Origin of the sequence: Paraburkholderia fungorum (assembly GCF_046027605.1) — a bacterium.
In the GTDB taxonomy this organism is placed as follows: domain Bacteria; phylum Pseudomonadota; class Gammaproteobacteria; order Burkholderiales; family Burkholderiaceae; genus Paraburkholderia; species Paraburkholderia fungorum_F.
This window is the reverse complement of sequence record NZ_JAQQEF010000010.1, coordinates 172,916-188,508: the sequence shown is the minus strand read 5'-3', so window position 1 is coordinate 188,508 and position 15,593 is coordinate 172,916. Positions and strand designations below refer to the sequence as shown.

General features: G+C 64.1%; 13 protein-coding genes. 4 read left to right on the top strand and 9 right to left on the bottom strand.

Translation table 11 applies throughout. The features are described from left to right. The first annotated feature begins 30 nt into the window (after window positions 1–30). Entirely contained in the window at window positions 31–1,617 is a 1,587-nt protein-coding gene (locus PQR53_RS18735; protein WP_408456717.1) for an AMP-binding protein, read from the top strand. 69 nt (window positions 1,618–1,686) lie between these two features. Here PQR53_RS18735 and PQR53_RS18730 read toward each other — a convergent pair whose 3' ends face one another. From PQR53_RS18730 to PQR53_RS18700, 7 genes are read right to left on the bottom strand one after another with little or no spacing between them, the layout of a single operon-like run. Then, window positions 1,687–2,559 (bottom strand): HpcH/HpaI aldolase/citrate lyase family protein, encoded by an 873-nt coding sequence (locus PQR53_RS18730; RefSeq protein ID WP_408456714.1) that lies wholly within the window; start codon window positions 2,557–2,559, stop codon window positions 1,687–1,689. Continuing rightward, entirely contained in the window at window positions 2,556–3,008 is a 453-nt protein-coding gene (locus PQR53_RS18725; RefSeq protein WP_408456712.1) for a MaoC family dehydratase, read from the bottom strand. Before PQR53_RS18725 ends, PQR53_RS18730 begins: the two co-directional genes overlap by 4 nt. 14 nt (window positions 3,009–3,022) lie before the next feature. Beyond that, window positions 3,023–5,068, bottom strand: coding sequence for an acetyl/propionyl/methylcrotonyl-CoA carboxylase subunit alpha (locus PQR53_RS18720; RefSeq protein ID WP_408456709.1), 2,046 nt, complete (start codon window positions 5,066–5,068; stop codon window positions 3,023–3,025). Window positions 5,069–5,076: 8 nt separating this feature from the next. Continuing rightward, entirely contained in the window at window positions 5,077–6,675 is a 1,599-nt protein-coding gene (locus PQR53_RS18715; RefSeq protein ID WP_408456706.1) for an acyl-CoA carboxylase subunit beta, read from the bottom strand. Further along, on the bottom strand, window positions 6,672–7,148 hold the full coding sequence (locus tag PQR53_RS18710; RefSeq protein ID WP_408456703.1) for a Zn-ribbon domain-containing OB-fold protein: 477 nt from the start codon (window positions 7,146–7,148) through the stop codon (window positions 6,672–6,674). Before PQR53_RS18710 ends, PQR53_RS18715 begins: the two co-directional genes overlap by 4 nt. Window positions 7,149–7,161: 13 nt before the next feature. Continuing rightward, window positions 7,162–8,364 carry a thiolase family protein gene (locus PQR53_RS18705; protein ID WP_408456700.1) on the bottom strand — a complete coding sequence of 401 codons (1,203 nt, stop codon included), beginning with the start codon at window positions 8,362–8,364 and terminating at the stop codon, window positions 7,162–7,164. Then, window positions 8,361–9,458 carry a thiolase family protein gene (locus PQR53_RS18700; RefSeq protein WP_408456697.1) on the bottom strand — a complete coding sequence of 366 codons (1,098 nt, stop codon included), beginning with the start codon at window positions 9,456–9,458 and terminating at the stop codon, window positions 8,361–8,363. The genes PQR53_RS18705 and PQR53_RS18700 overlap by 4 nt, the downstream gene beginning before the upstream one ends. A gap of 380 nt (window positions 9,459–9,838) precedes the next feature. Between PQR53_RS18700 and PQR53_RS18695 the strand changes: the two genes are divergently transcribed. Both PQR53_RS18695 and PQR53_RS18690 read left to right on the top strand, forming a co-directional pair. Then, window positions 9,839–10,663 carry an enoyl-CoA hydratase/isomerase family protein gene (locus PQR53_RS18695; RefSeq protein ID WP_408456695.1) on the top strand — a complete coding sequence of 275 codons (825 nt, stop codon included), beginning with the start codon at window positions 9,839–9,841 and terminating at the stop codon, window positions 10,661–10,663. Between the two features lie 51 nt (window positions 10,664–10,714). Further along, window positions 10,715–11,596: an alpha/beta fold hydrolase gene (locus tag PQR53_RS18690; RefSeq protein WP_408456692.1), complete on the top strand. Its 882-nt coding sequence runs from the start codon at window positions 10,715–10,717 to the stop codon at window positions 11,594–11,596. A 43-nt stretch (window positions 11,597–11,639) separates the two neighbouring features. Here PQR53_RS18690 and PQR53_RS18685 read toward each other — a convergent pair whose 3' ends face one another. After that, on the bottom strand, window positions 11,640–12,323 hold the full coding sequence (locus tag PQR53_RS18685; RefSeq protein ID WP_408456689.1) for a TetR/AcrR family transcriptional regulator: 684 nt from the start codon (window positions 12,321–12,323) through the stop codon (window positions 11,640–11,642). Further along, a complete protein-coding gene (locus tag PQR53_RS18680; RefSeq protein ID WP_408456686.1) occupies window positions 12,320–13,495 on the bottom strand; it encodes a long-chain specific acyl-CoA dehydrogenase in 1,176 nt (391 codons plus the stop codon). Before PQR53_RS18680 ends, PQR53_RS18685 begins: the two co-directional genes overlap by 4 nt. A 98-nt stretch (window positions 13,496–13,593) precedes the next feature. Here PQR53_RS18680 and PQR53_RS18675 point away from each other — a divergent pair, with 98 nt between their 5' ends. Further along, complete coding sequence (locus PQR53_RS18675) at window positions 13,594–15,546, top strand: AMP-binding protein (RefSeq protein ID WP_408456684.1); 1,953 nt, start codon at window positions 13,594–13,596, stop codon at window positions 15,544–15,546. Window positions 15,547–15,593: the final 47 nt, after the last annotated feature.

Here is a 15,593-nt window from a genome sequence, read left to right as displayed (position 1 = left end):
ATGCGGGATTACGAATTAAAAGACCGAACCATGGGCCGTATCCTGGCCGACAAGGCGCAGCGTATTCCGGACAGGACTTTCCTGATCTGGCAAGAGCGCCGATACACCTACGCAGACCTGGAATCGATCACCAACCGGTACGCGAACGGCTTTATCGAGCACGGCGTCGGTCACGGCGATCACATCGCCGTGATGCTACCCAATTGCCCGGAGTTTTTCTGGGTCGTGTGGGGTTTGAGCAAGATCGGCGCGGTGGCGGTGCCGATCAATACCGCCGCGAAAGGCGAGCTGCTGCGCTATTTCCTCGAAAAATCGGATTCGGTGGGTTTCGTCGTCGATGAAGAATGGAGCGATCGGGTCGCCGCGATCAGAGGCGAGGTGCCGCAGATCAAGCAATATTTCTTCCACGGCGGCGGCCGTGTGCCCAAGCTCGCGGACAACGCGGAAAGCACGGTGCATGCGCTGTCCGAACTCGAATCGGATGACGCAAGCCAGCCGCCGCTCGACCGCGTCGCCTACGACGACACGCAGCTCATCATGTTCACGTCCGGCACGACCGGACCGTCGAAAGGCGTGCAATGCCCGCATTCGCAAGGTCATGCGGTGGGTCGCGCGCTGACGCTCGACTTCGGCTATCGGGAAGACGACGTGCTGTACACATGCCTGCCGCTCTTTCACGGCAACGCCGCGTATTACTCGTGTTATGCGGCACTGTGGGCCGATGCGGCCATCGCGCTTGCGCCGCGCTTTTCGGCGACACGCTTCTGGGACGACATTCGCAACACCGGCGCAACGCAGTTCAACACGCTCGGGGCGATGACCAACATCATCTGGAAGCTGCCGCCCGGTCCCCATGAACGCGCCACGAAGCTGCGCCTGTGCATGGCGGTGCCGGTACCCAAAGAGATCTACTCGGAGTTTCAGGAACGCTTCGGCGTGGTGCTGACTTCGGTGTTCGCGATGACCGAAAACTTCGCGATGACGCGCTTCACGCCCTCCGACCCGGCGGAGAAAGCCGGCTCGGCCGGCAAGCCGCGCGGCGAATGCGAACTGCGCATCGTCGCCGACGACGGCACCGTCCTGCCCGCCGGCGAGGTCGGCGAAATCTACATGCTGCCGCTCAAACCCGGCAGCATGATGAAGGGCTACTACAAGATGCCGAAGGAAACGGCACGCGAATTCGACAACGGCTGGTTCAAGACGGGTGACCGTGGGTATCTGGACGAAGACGGCTATCTGTTCTTCATGGACCGCAAGAAGGAAGCGATCCGCCGGCGCGGCGAAAATATTTCCGCGTATGAGGTGGAACTGATTCTGTGCCGCCATCCGGCGATTCATGAAGTGGCCGCGATTCCGGTGGCCTCCGAACTGAGCGAAGACGACGTGATGGTGTATGTCGTGCTGAAGCCGGGTGAGTCGATGACGCATGCGGACGTGGTGCATTTCAGCGCCGAGCACATGAGCTATTTCATGGTGCCGCGCTTTGTCGAGTTCATCGACAAGCTGCCCAAGACCGCCAGCGAAAAGCTCGAGAAATACAAGCTGAAACTTGATGCCGATGCACGCCGCGCGCAGCTTTGGGATCGTGAGCGCGAGGGGATCGAAGTACGCCGCTGATTGACAGGTTAGTAGCACGTCGCCAGTTCCAACGCGGCGACGTGCTGTGCGGTATCGAATCTAGATCTGTTAGCGCGAGAGGATGCGTTTGGCGAGCCGCAGATGCGGCGCGTCGAGCATCTTGCCGTCGAGCACGGCAACCCCGCCCTGCTGCTGGCCCAGTGCCTCGATGACCTGTTGCGCCCACCGCCGCTCTTCCGCCGTCGGTGCGAACGTGCGATTGATGACGGCCACCTGATCCGGATGGATCGCGGCCTTCGCGCCGAAGCCGTCGGCGCGTGCTGCCGCGCTTTCGGCGAGCAGTGCGTCCTGCGCGCGCACGTCGGTGAAGACCGCATCGATCGCCAGGCACTCCGTGGCAGCCGCGGCAAACAGCGTCAAATTGCGCGCGAACTGGAACGGCGCACGATAGGCCGGGTGAGCGTCGGTGCGGTTCTCGCGATTGTTCGCTACGCCGAGATCGGCGGCGAGATCTTCGCCGCCCCACAGCATGGCGTGCAATCTCGGCATGGGCGCGCGGAATTCCGACAGAGCCAGCACCGAAGCGGCAGTCTCGGTCACGATCGCGACGATCCGCAATGCGCCGGCCGCAAGACCGCTAGTACGCTCGAGCTGTTCGAGCGCTGCACTCAGCCGCTCGATATCGCGCACGCCGCAGGCTTTCGGCAACACGACGCCGGCAATCGCAGCGCCTGGCAGCGCGCCGATGTCATCGTCGAAAAACGGTGTCGACAAGGCATTGACGCGAATCCAGCAGCGCTCAACCGGTGCACCCGCCGCAGCCAGCGCAGCCATTGTGATTTGCCGCGCCGCCGGTTTTTCCGCGGGCGCAACCGCATCTTCCCAATCGAAAATCAGCGCGTGCGCGTCGCCTTGCAGCGCGCGTTCGATTTTGCGCGCGCTATCGCCCGGCACGAACAGCCACGATTGCGCCGCGCTCATGCCGGTGACCGATGCATGAACGCCGTACGCGTGCAGCGCGCGACTTCGACATTGTTCTGATTGAACGCCGTATGTCTGAACTCGACGATGCCCGCTCCTGGCCGCGACTTGCTCGCGCGCAGCGACAGGACTTCGGTCGTCACGTGCAGCGAGTCGCCATGAAAAACCGGCGCGGGGAAAGCGACGTCGGTCATGCCGAGATTCGCGATGGTAGTACGCAGCGTGGTCTCGGACACCGAGATGCCGATCATCAGCCCCAGCGTGAAAAGGCTGTTGACGATTGGCTTGCCGAACTCGGTCGAGGCCGCGAAATGCGCGTCGACGTGCAGCGGCTGCGGGTTCATCGTCATGTTGGAAAACTGCATGTTGTCCCATTCCGTGACCGTGCGCGTCAGCGCATGATCGAACCGCATCCCGACCGTGAATTCCTCGAAGTAAAGCCCACGCATATCCGTATCGCCCTTTATTTGTCGATGGACTCGGCCGCTGCTGCCGATACGTCAGTTGGCGCGGCCAGCGGCTCCAGCTGCACGAGCACCTGGCCGCGCGGCACGATTTCGTTGAGCGCGCAGCGGACTGCGGCGATTGTGCCGTCGCGCGGCGCGACCAGCGGAAAGATCAGCTTCATCGCTTCCATCACGACCAGCACATCGCCTGCCGTCACCTTGTCGCCCGCAGCGACACGAATTTCGGTCACCGCGCCCGGCATTTCCGAGGCCACTTCGCTACCCTGCACGCCCGCTTGCGCGGCCACGCGCGCTAACGCTTCGACTTCGCTGATGACCTGTACACGCCAGCGTGTGCCGACATAATTGACGAACAGGTACGTGCCGTCGGCGGTGAGCGTGTAGCGGCGCGGCACGCCATGGCGCGGCGTCAACAGCAGCTGATCGTCGGCGAGCACCCGCATCTGGAGATCGAGCGCGGCGTCGCCGCTGGTTTTCACGAGCCAACGCTCGCCATCGCGTTCGACACTGACCGAATGTTCGTCGCCGTCGAATGCGACCCGCATGCGTGCGGCAGCTCGCCGCCCCGCTGCGGCCATGAAGCGGTGTCCGCTCTGCCGTTGCCAGTAATCGGGACCTGGCGCCGCGCGAGCTGCGAGTGTATGCAGCACGGCGGCGCACATCGCATGGCGGAAGTCCGCGGGGTCGTCCTGCCAGCCGTGCGGAAATGCTTCCGCGAGAAAGCCGGTGGTCAACCGGCCCGCACGGAACAGCGAGTGATCGGCGATCGCGCACAACAGGCTCTGATTGGTGCCGATGCCGGCCGCCTCGAACGCACCCAGACCGGCGCGCAAACGCTCGACAGCCTGCGCGCGGGTCGCGCCATAGCCAATTACCTTGGCGATCATCGAATCATAATGTGGCGCGATTTCCGAGCCGCTTTCAATGCCGCTATCGACGCGCACGCCAGCCAGCGTCGGCTCGCTATAGCGCGCGACCGTACCGAACTCCGGACGATGTCCATGCGCCGGGTCTTCGCAATTGATGCGCGCCTCGATGGCCCAGCCTGTGACGCCGATCGCGTCCTGCTGCATCGGCAGTGGCTCGCCGGCGGCAATGCGGATCTGCAATTCGACCAGATCGAGGCCCGTGACCATCTCGGTCACCGGATGCTCGACCTGCAAGCGCGTATTCATTTCCAGGAAGTACGGCGTGTCGGCGTCCTCGGCGAGCACGAACTCGACGGTGCCGAGCGAGTCGTAGCCGATCGCGTTGCCGAGCTTCATGGCGGCGTCGAACAGCTTTTCGCGCACGGCCGGCGCGAGACGCGGCGCCGGCGCCTCTTCGAACACCTTCTGGTAGTTGCGCTGGATCGAACATTCGCGCTCGAACAGATGCACGAGGTTGCCGTGACGGTCGCCCGCGAGCTGCACTTCCAGATGACGCGGCCGCAGGATCAGCTTTTCGATCAGCACGCGCTCATCGCCGAATGCGCGCAACGCTTCCTGCTTCGCCATGCTCAATTGCGCGGCGAAATCGTCGAGGTCGTCGACGCGCCGCATGCCCTTGCCGCCACCGCCGGCGCTCGCCTTGATCAGCAGCGGCGCGCCGATGGCGCGCGCCTGTTCGAGCAGATGCTCAGGCTTCTGGTTATCGCCGTGGTAACCCGGCACGCATGGCACGCCCGCGTCGGCAGCGATGCGCTTCGATTCGATCTTCGAGCCCATCCGCTCGATCACGTCGCCGCGCGGACCGATCCACGCAATGCCGTGCTCGGCGCAGCGCTTGACGAGCTGCGTGCTCTCCGACAAAAACCCGTAGCCCGGGTGGATCGCGCTCGCGCCGGTTTCGAGCGCCGCGCGAATGATCGCGTCCGCGTCGAGATAACTGCGCGTGGCGTCCGCCGGGCCAATCCGCACCGCGACATCGGCCTCGCGAACATGACGCGCATTGCGGTCCGCATCGGAATAGACGGCGATCACGCGAATGCCCAGCCGGCGGCTGGTGCGTGCGATCCGGCAGGCGATTTCGCCACGGTTCGCGATAAGAATGGATTCGAACATAGTCGCCCTTACATCCGGAAGACGGGTGAAGGACCTGTCGCCGGCGTGTCGGCCGCCGCAAGGGCGAGACACAGGCCGATGACTTCGCGCGTTTCCGACGGCTCGATCAGCCCGTCGTCCCATAGGCGCGCGGTCGCATAGTACGGATCGCTTTGAGTGGTGAACTGCTCGCGCGTGACGCGCTCGATTTCGGCGATCTCGGCTTCGTCGGCGGCGGCTTTCAGGCTGCTGCGCCGCAGGTCGGTCAGCACCGTCGACGCGACGTCCGCGCTCATCGTCGCGATGCGCGAGTTCGGCCACGCGAACAGGAAGCGCGGATCGAAGCCGCGTCCGCACATGCCGTAGTTGCCCGCGCCGAATGAGCCGCCGATGATCACCGTGAGCCGCGGCACGCGCGCGGTCGCCATGGCGTAGACCAGCTTCGCGCTATGCCGCGCGATGCCGCCGCGTTCAGCTTCGGTGCCGACCATGAAGCCGGTGATGTTCTGCAGAAACAGCAGCGGAATATTGCGCTGATTGCACAGTTCGATGAAATGCGCGCCCTTCACGGCCGACTCCGAAAACAGCACGCCGTTGTTCGCGAGAATGCCGACCGGATAGCCGCACCAGTATGCGGTACCGCACACGAGCGTGCTGCCGAACTCGGGCTTGAATTCCTGGAACGCGGAATCGTCGACGAGCCGCGCGATCACTTCGCGCACTTCATACGATTCCTTCAAGCCCGGCGGCAGGATGCCGCGCAATTCGCCAATGTCGTAGCGCGGCGGCAAGACTTCGCGCACCGCGCCTGAAAGCGGCCGCGGCCGGTTCAGATTGGCGATGATGTCACGCACGCGCTGGAGTGCCTGCGCTTCGTTTTCCGCCAGATAATCGGAGACGCCCGACACGCGCGTATGCATCTCGGCGCCGCCGAGCGTCTCGCCGTCGACGATTTCGTTGATCGCCGCCTTGACGATTTGCGGACCGCCCAAATGAATGCGTGCCTGGCCGCGCACCATCACGACTTCATCGGCGAGCGCCGGTATATAGGCACCGCCTGCCGTGCAGCCGCCGAATACGGCGGCGATCTGCGGAATGCCCGCGGCCGACATCTGGCATTGCCGGTAGAACGTATTGCCGAAGTGGTCTTTGTCGGGAAACACGCGATCCTGTTCGGGCAGATACGCGCCGCCGCAATCGACCAGATAAATCACCGGTAAGCGGTGATGCTCGGCAATGTCCTGCGCGCGCACATGTTTCTTGACGGTCTCGGCGAAGAACGAGCCGCCCTTCACGGTCGCGTCGTTGGCGATCAGCATGCATGGCGTGCCCGCGATCAGGCCGACACCGGTAATCACGCCGGCCGACGGCACCGCGTTGCCGTACATGCCCCAGGCCGCGAGCGGCGACAGTTCGAGAAAGGGCGAGAGCGGATCGAGCAGCAGGTCGATCCGCTCGCGCGCGAGCATTTTGTTGCGCGCGTGATGCCGTTCGACCAGCCGTTCGCCGCCCCCCGCGAGTACATGCGCGTGGCGCTCGCGCAGTTCGGCAAGCAGCGAGTCGTAGTGCGCCTCGTTGTCCCTGAACGCCTCGGACTGGCGATCGATGCGGGAGAGGATGGTACTCACGCGGTGGCCAGCACGTAGTGGAAGTCGGTCACGCGGCCTTGCGGCGCATCAATGAACTCGACACGCACACGCGTGCCGGGCTGCAGTCTGGCCGCCGCCGCGGGTACGTCCGACAGGTCCATGCCGCGTACGAAGTTGACCATCGCGGTACTGACGCCGTCGAGCCGCACGTAGGCGATCGCATACGGCGGTGTGGGCAGGTTGTCGAATGCGGCGCTGACAATGGTCGCCGCCTCGATCGTGCCTTCCATGCCGGCGTCCACGTAGCCGTCGCATTTTTCAAAGCTGCGCTCGCAGTACGCGCGCGGCGGCAGATACGTCATGTCCGACGCACTGCAGCGCGTCGCGATGATCCGTTTCTCCTTCAGTCCGTCGAAGAAATGCGCGCCCACGTCGCCTACCGGATAGTTGTAGCGCACATGCCATTCGCCCGGAAAGGTGTGTGCATCGGGCGTTGCTGGACTCTTGCTCATAGAGGGTCTCCTGTCAGGCCGCGGGGGCACGGCGCGGCTCGTCGCTCAGCATCGTGACCGTGAAAAATTGCGTCGATCCGCCAATCGCGGTGGCGAGCGCGTTGTGTACGTTCTTGACCTGCATCGCGGCGGACCGGCCCATCACCTGGCGCGCCGCTTCCGCCGCGCGCACGAGGCCGGTTACGCCGATTGGATTCGTGCACAGCGTGCCGCCGGACGGATTCACGGCGATGGCGCCATCCATGTCGAATGCGCCATCGTCGCTCAGTTGCTGCGCGGTGCCGGGCTTGCAGAAGCCGAGCGATTCGAGCTGCGGAAACTGGAATGAACTGAACGGGTCGTAGATTTCGACCGTTTGCAACTCGCGCATCGGATCCGTGATGCCCGCTTGCCGGTAACACTCGCGCGCCGCCTGGCGCAATTCCGCGAAATCGGCGAAGTCGGTATCGGCGTGCGGACCCATGCGGTCGCCCATGAAGATGGTGTTCGACACGCCCGCGGTGCCGGTGATGAATGCGGGGCGTGTGCAGCGTTCGCGCGCGAGCGTCTCGGACGTGAGTACGACCGCCGCCGCGCCCGCCGAACGCGGACAGATATCGAACAGCTTGTAGGGCCACGAAATGCGCGGCGACGCGAGCACTGCCTCGATATCGATCGCGCCCTTCAGGTGCGCGGACGGATTGTTCAACGCGTTGCGGCGCGCGCGCACCACGACGTTCGCGTATTGTCGCTCCGTCGTGCCGTACTTATGCATGTAGCGCTGTGTCGCGAGCGCCGTCATCGTCACCGTGTTCAGTGCGAAGTCCTGCTCGTAGAAGGCGTCCCAGATCAGGTTCAGCACGAACTGCGCGTCCGGCGTTTCGGTGATCCGGTCGGCGCCCACCACCAGCACGGTGCCGTATTGCCCGGACGCGACATGCGCGTGCGCCGCCTGCAACGCCGAGCCGCCGGTCGCGCCGCCGGTGTGCACGCGCATGAACGGCTTGCCGCGCGCCCAGGTGTAATCGACCGCCCATTTGTCCGCGTCCGCGACACCCATGAAGGTGGTCGGCGCCATGGAAAACACCACTGCGTCGATTTGCTCGGGTTGCAGATTGGCATCGGCCAGCGCGAGCGCGACCGCGTCCTGGGCGAGTTCGGGGTAGGTCTGGTTGTCGGAGCGCGACCGGAATTCCGTCTGGCCAACGCCGATCACCGCTACGTTGTGCGCCTTCATGCCGCGATTCCTTCCATGACGACGAAGCCATGAGTCTGTTGTGCAAAGCCGGATACGCCGTGAGCGAGCGCGCGCTGCGCGCCGTCGACCTGATGGGCGCCCGCCTCACCGGCAACTTGCAGCGCCGCTTCGGCTGCGTTCAGCAAGCCGGTGCAGAAGAACGGGTTTTGCGCCCATGCGCCGCCCGACGGGCTGACGCTCACGCGCGCCGAGGCGCCGAGCGCGTGGCTGAAGGCCACGTCGGCCCACGCGTTTTGCGCTTCGAGTTCAATCACTTCGAGTTCGTCGACGCCATCGAGGCCCGCGCGCGACAGCACGTCCCGCAGGCCACGCCGGAAAATATCGAGTCCAGCCAAACGCTCGCCATCGAGCTGATAACGGTCGACACCCCACGCCATACCGGCAATGCGCGCGAGCGCCCGGTGTTCGGGATGCGCGCGCAGCCATTCACCGGACGCGAGCACCATGGCGACCGCGCCGTCGGTGACCGGCGCGCGATGCCCGGCGCGCAGCGGATAAGCGAGGCACGGTGAGCCCGCGATGTCGTCATGCCGCGGCAACGCACGCGCCACGGCGCGACTATTGCGAGCCGCTGAGCGCATGCGCTCAAGCACGCGTTCGGTTGCGGCCGCGGCGGAAATTGCGTACCGATGGGCCACCGCGCCGGCGAACAGGCCATCGGCGATCGCGAAGTTCAGGCCCACCGGCCGTAGAAAAAAAGGCTCGCCGCGCATCCGCGCGATGTCTTCGAGCGGCACGACCGAACTCTGGTTCGAGCTGACCACGAGGCCAAGCTGCAAGTGGCCCGCCGCCGCGCGCATCGCGCCGAGGTGCAGGCCGGTGAGGCCCGAATCGGTGACACGCATTTCGTCTTTCAGATAACCGCCCGAGGGCGCCGCGAGCAGCATGCTGCTGATGCCGCGCGCGTCGATTTCATCGCTTGCGGCGAGCGTCAGATGATCGATCTCGCGGCGTTCGATACCCGCATGGTCGAGCGCGGCACGCGCGGTGCGGTAGGCCATTTCCTCCAGCCGCAGATCGCCGATCGCCTCCGCGGCGGGATGAATCGCCACTCCCATCACATAGACATCCATATTGGACCTTTATTTTCCGTTTCGCGGATGAGGCCAGCCCTTGGCAGGCTGTTCCCCGAGCCACGCGCCCGTGACGGCCGCCCTGCTCCCGCCACGGAAGGCGAAGGCTGCAAGGCGTGCTTACGCGTTGTCTCCAGATCCCATCATAGCGGGCTGAATCTTGGCGGTCAATCTCCTAACCCGACGGTTAGTTTTCGATTTTTCGCTGCTGGATCACCCGTATATCCGGCGACTCAACCGTGTCATATCATCCAAACTAACCCAACGGTCAGTTCATTTTCTTGACAGACTGCCCGCCGTCCCCCTACCCTTTCCAAAGGAATCGGCACGCCCGGCACTGCGCCGTCAGCGTGGCCGTGCGCACAAAACCCGGAGACCTTATGAGTGGAACATTTGAAGGACCGACCTTCGAAGGCAGCGCGGTACGGCTCGAATGGATCGAGCGCGCCATTGCATTGATTACGCTGACGCGCCCGGCGCAGATGAATACGCTGTCGCTCGAACTGCTCTCCGAGTTCGATCACGCACTGGATCTCGTCGACAAGGAAAGCACCCGTGCGCTGATCGTCACGGGGCAGGAGCGCGCGTTTTGCTGCGGCGCGCATTTGCGCTATTTTGCGGGACCCGAAGCATCGATCCATCAACCGTTCGAGGCGCGCGACCATTATCTGGCCGATATCGCCGTGCTGTTCGACCGGCTCGAGGAACTGCACTTTCCGACCATCGCCGCGATCAATGGCTTTGCGCTCGGCGGCGGATGCGAGCTGGCGCTGTCGTGCGATTTCCGTGTAATTGCGTCGCACGCTAAAATCGGTTTGCCCGAAACCAGACTTGGCGCGGTGGCAGGCGCCGGCGGCGTGCAGAAATTGATTCGCCACGTCGGCCGCAGCCGGGCGCTCGACTGGATTCTGCGGGCCACCCATCTCGACGCGGCCACCGCGGACCGCTATGGGCTCGTGTCGGCCGTGGTGCCGGGCGACATGCTGCTGCAAGCCGCGCTCGATATCGCGCTGGAGATCCGCAAGCTCGGACCGCGCTCGGTCGCGCAATCGAAGCGCAGCATCTACGTCAGCGAAGACGCCGATCTGCGCACGGCGCGGCGCTTTGGTATCGAGGCCTTGTCGATGCTGGTGGGTGGCGACGAATGGAAAGAGGGCATGCAGGCCTTTTCCGAGAAGCGCGCACCGACCTTCGATTCCTGGTGAACCGTTCGCGGTGAGGCCAGTGCGCCCGCCTCTCTCTGAAGGAGTCATCGCGTGACAGCAGGCACAAGACTTCCTGGCACCCCCGAGCCGATGTTCACGTGGCGCGGCGCGGGCGGCATCGCGATTACGGGCGACGCGTGGGGCGACCCCGGCGGCCCGCTGGTCCTGCTGCAGCATGGTGGCGGCCAGACCCGGCACGCGTGGAAAGGCGCCGCGGAAAAGCTCGGCGCACAGGGCTATTGGGCCGTCGCGTTCGACGCGCGCGGCCACGGCGATTCCGACTGGGCGCCCGACGGCGCGTACGGCGAAGACGTGATGGTCGAGGATTTGAGGTGCGTGATCGCAGCGCTCGGCAGGCCGCGGGCCGCGCTGATCGGCGCATCGCTCGGCGGCGGAACCAGTCTGATCGCGGCGGGTGAAGGCCGCGTCGAGGCCAGCGCGCTGATCTTGGTCGATATCGCGCCGCGTGTCGAGATGGACGGCGCGGACCGGGTGCACAGCTTCATGACGCAGAAACCCGAGGGCTTTGCGTCGCTCGACGAAGTGGCCGACGCGATCGCCAGTTATCAGCCGCAACGCGCGCGACGGAAAAATCTCGATGGCCTCGCAAAAAACGTGCGGCTTGCCGCTGACGGCACATATCGATGGCATTGGGACCCGCGCTTCAAGCCTCATGAGTGGGACTTCGCGTTACGGCAGCAGCGACTCGAAAATTGCGCACGCCATCTGACGTGTCCGACGCTGCTGGTACGCGGCGCCTTGTCCGACGTGCTGAGCGAAGAAGGCGCGCGGGAGTTTCGCGCGCTATGTCCGCAAAGCGAATATGTGAACGTGATGGACGCCGGGCATATGGTGGCCGGCGACCGCAACGACGTGTTCGGCGACGCGCTGCTGGCGTTTCTGGATCGGGTCGTGCGCCGTGACGGTGGCTGACATATCCCTTGACGTATCCCTGTTCTCGCACTATGCCTGCGCGTCAGCCCGGGCTTGCACCCAGCAGGCCCGACAGCGCCAATGACGCATACCGTTGCGCAACTTCATCGACCGAAGCGTGGCCTGCGTGAAACCAGTCGAGCGTGCCATTCATCGCGCCGAGCAAAAAGAACCGCACGAAACGCAATTCGTCACTCCGCTTTTTCCGCCGCGGCGCCAGTCGCGCAATGATGTCGGCCCACACCGCTTCGTATTCGTCTCGCAACGGCAATTGCGCCGCCCGGATCGGCGCGGGCACGTGGCCAAAAATGCGGATGTTGGCCGACGTGTAGTCGTGCGATTCGAGCAACGCGCGCAAATGCGCGCGGACCGCCGTGCGAAATACCTGCTCGGGCGCCGCGTCTTGGCCCAATGCGTCAATCGACGCGCGCACCTCGGCGAATACGCGCTCGACGCCGATCCTCAAGACCTCGGACACGATCTCGTCTTTCGACGCGAAGTGGTAATACAGACTGCCGGCCTTCATCCCGCAAGCCGCCGAGATGTCACGCAACGACACGGCCGCGTAACCTTCTTTACGAAACAGGCGTGCGGCGGTATCGAGAATCGTGCGGCGCGAATCATTGGCTGCGGTTGTGGGCGCCGCCGACGTGCTGCCGCCGCTATCTTCCGAAGCGGCCGCCGTGGCTGACATGGCGGAAACAGGTGTGCTGACCATGGACGTCATACCATCCGCTTCGCAACTTCTTCGAGCATCACCTCGGTCGCGCCGCCGCCGATCGACTGCACACGCGCATCGCGCACCATGCGCTCGATCGGCGCTTCACGCATGTAGCCGAAACCGCCGTGAAACTGCTGGCATGCGTACATCACTTCGTTGACGAGTTCTCCGCACAGTGCCTTGAGCATCGAGACTTCCGCGACAACCGTTTGCCCCTGCGCATCGCGCCATGCCGTGTTGTAAAGCAGTTGCCGCGCCGCTTCCACCTGCGAGAGCAGCATCGCCATCTTCTGACGGATCGCCTGTTTTTCCCATAGCGTTTGACCGAAGGCCGTGCGCTGGGTGACGTAAGCGAGCGTGATTTCGATTGCTTTCGATGCTTCGCCCAACGCCTGGGCGCCCAGCGTGATGCGCTCGTTCTGCAGATTCCTGACCAGTGAATAGAAGCCCTTGTTCTCTTCGCCAAGCAGGTTTTGCACGGGCACGCGGCATTCGTCGAACACCAGTTCGGCGGTATCCGACGACAACCAGCCCTGCTTTTTCAGCGGCCGCGCGACCGAGAATCCGGGCATGCCCTTCTCGACGATGAACATTGAAATGCCGCCGTGACTGCGGCCCGGGCCGCCGGTTTTGGCCGCGACAAAATAGACATCGCCGTGCACGCCGTTGGTGATGAACATCTTCGCGCCGTTCAGCACGTAATGGTCGCCCTCAAGGCGTGCCGTGGTGCGCATCGACGCCAGATCGGAACCTGCGCCTGCTTCCGTCATGGCGACGGCGGCGATCTTGCGGCCCGCGACGAGATCGGGCATCAGCCGTTCGAGTTGCGCGGGATTGCCCGCATGCTGAAGATGCGGCGACGCCATGTCCGTATGAACCAGCACCGTGATCGCAAAACCGCCAAAGGTGGAGCGGCCCAATTCCTCGGCAAGCACCACGGTGCCGAGCACATTCATTGCCGCACCGCCAAATGCCTCGGACTGCCGGATACCGAGAAAACCCTGCTCGCCCATCTTGCGCAGCAGCTCGCGCGGCACATAGCCGTCGATCTCCCACTGATCCGCGAAGGGCAGCACCTCTTTGGCGATAAAGCGGCGTATCGCGTCGCGCAACATGCTGTGCTCTTCGCTGAAATAGGGCGAACGTTGCTGCTGATCAGGGAAATCCTCTGCGCCCACACGTGCCTCCGATGCTTGACTATCTAACAAACGTTAGGTAGATTTTCACACGCCAAACGGCAATCGTGCAATCAGAAAAAAGATGCAGGAGACACCGCATGAGCTCCACCGATACGCTGAGCACGTTGCTTGCCGAGCCGCTTCTCCCGTGGCCTGAACAATGGCGCGTCCCGCAACAGGCCGCCTTGCTCGCGCAAGCGCGCGAAATCGAACGTGTCGGCGGTCCCGACGCCTACTGGGAGTGGGTGGCGAAGAAATTCCGCTGGATGCGCCCATGGAACAGCGTGCGCGACGGCAACTTCCCCGAATTCAAATACTTCCCCGGCGGTATGCTCAACGTGTGCGACAACTGCGTCGATCGCTACGCAGAAGATCCGCATTACGCAGCGCGGCCGGCCATCACGTGGGAAGGCGAGCCGGGCGACAGCGCCACGCTCAGCTATGCGCAACTGCGTACCGCCACCGCGCGCTTTGCGAACGGGCTGCGCTCGCTCGGCGTCGCCCAGGGCGACGTCGTGGCGATCTATCTGCCGAACATGCTGGAGTCGTTTGTCGCGATTCAGGCGTGCAATCGGATTGGCGCGATTTATACGGTGCTGTTCGCCGGTTTTTCGGCCGATGCCGCCGCGCTAAGACTGCAAACGTCGCGGGCTAAAGTACTGGTCACCGCAAACGCCAGCTATCGGCGCGGCAAGCAGGTGCCCTTGCTCGAAAACGCCCGCAAGGCGCGACGCACGGCGCCGGCGTTGGAGCGCATCGTCGTGATCGATCGCACCGGGGCGGCGCCCGCGTTGCAGGATGGCGAGACCGGTTATCGGGAGCTGGTCGACGCGCAGTCCGACGATTGTCCGTGCGTACCGCTCGAGGCCAACGCACCGGCATTTCTGATTTTTACGAGCGGCACCGAATCGAAGCCCAAGGGCGTGGTGCATAGCGTCGCCGGATTTCTGCTTGGCACGTGGGCGAATGTCCAATGGCAGGTTGGGCCCGCAGAAGACGACATCTATTGGTGCGCGGCCGATGTCGGCTGGTTGACGTTTCCGATTCAGGCCGTGATCGGCGGTCTCGCGCATGGCGCGAGTCTGGTGTGCTACGAAGGCGCACTCGATACGCCGGGCAAAGATCGCTTCTATCAGATCGCCAACAAGCATCACGTCACCAAGATTCTGATCGCCCCGACCGCGTTGCGTATGCTGCGCGCGCTCGGCGACGAGGTGGCGAAGGCTAATCGGATCGATGGCTTGCGGCTGATTACCACGCAAGGGGAACCGCTCGATCCGGAAACGTATCACTGGACCTCGAACACGCTCGGCGATCAGTTGCCGATCGTCAACGCATACGGGCAGACCGAGACCGGCTCGACCTGGACGTATCCCGTCTTCGGCGTCGAGCCGTTGAAAGCGGGTTCATGCGGCACGCCCGTGCCGGGACACGCGTATCGGGTGTTGCTCGAGGATGGATCGATTGCCCCGGTCGGTGCTAAAGGCGCGCTGGTGCTGACGGCGCCTTTCCCTACGCTCGCCCGCACGGTGTGGGATAACCATGAGCGCTATCTGACGACGTACTTCGGCCGTTATCCCGGCGTGTACAACACGTCCGATGAGGCCGTGGTCGATAGCACCGGGCAGTTGTGGGTGCTCGGACGCGGCGACGATGTCATCAACGTTGCCGCGCATCGGCTGAGTACGATGGAGATCGAATCGGTGGTCGCGTCGCAGCCCGGGATTGCGGACGCGGCGGTGGTCGGCGTGAACGACCCGCTCAAGGGCACGGTGCCCGTGGCGTTCGTGACCTTGATGGCTGGGGCACCGGTCGAAGCGACTGTCGAGCGGATTTGCGTGGCGGTGAGCGAGGCGATCGGGAGTATCGCGCGCCTGGAGCAGGTGTTTGTCTGCAAGGCGCTGCCCAAGACACGCGCGGGGAAAACCGTGCGGCGGCTATTGAGAGAGATTGCCGAGACGGGCGAAGCGAAAAGCGATTTGACGGGGGTCGAGGATGTCGAGGTGGTGGGGAATCTGATTCGGGAGGTGGCGGCGGGGAAGCGGCCGTAGCGTTCAGCACTTCGGCCACGACCTGCCCGCTGTTGCGATAGTCCATC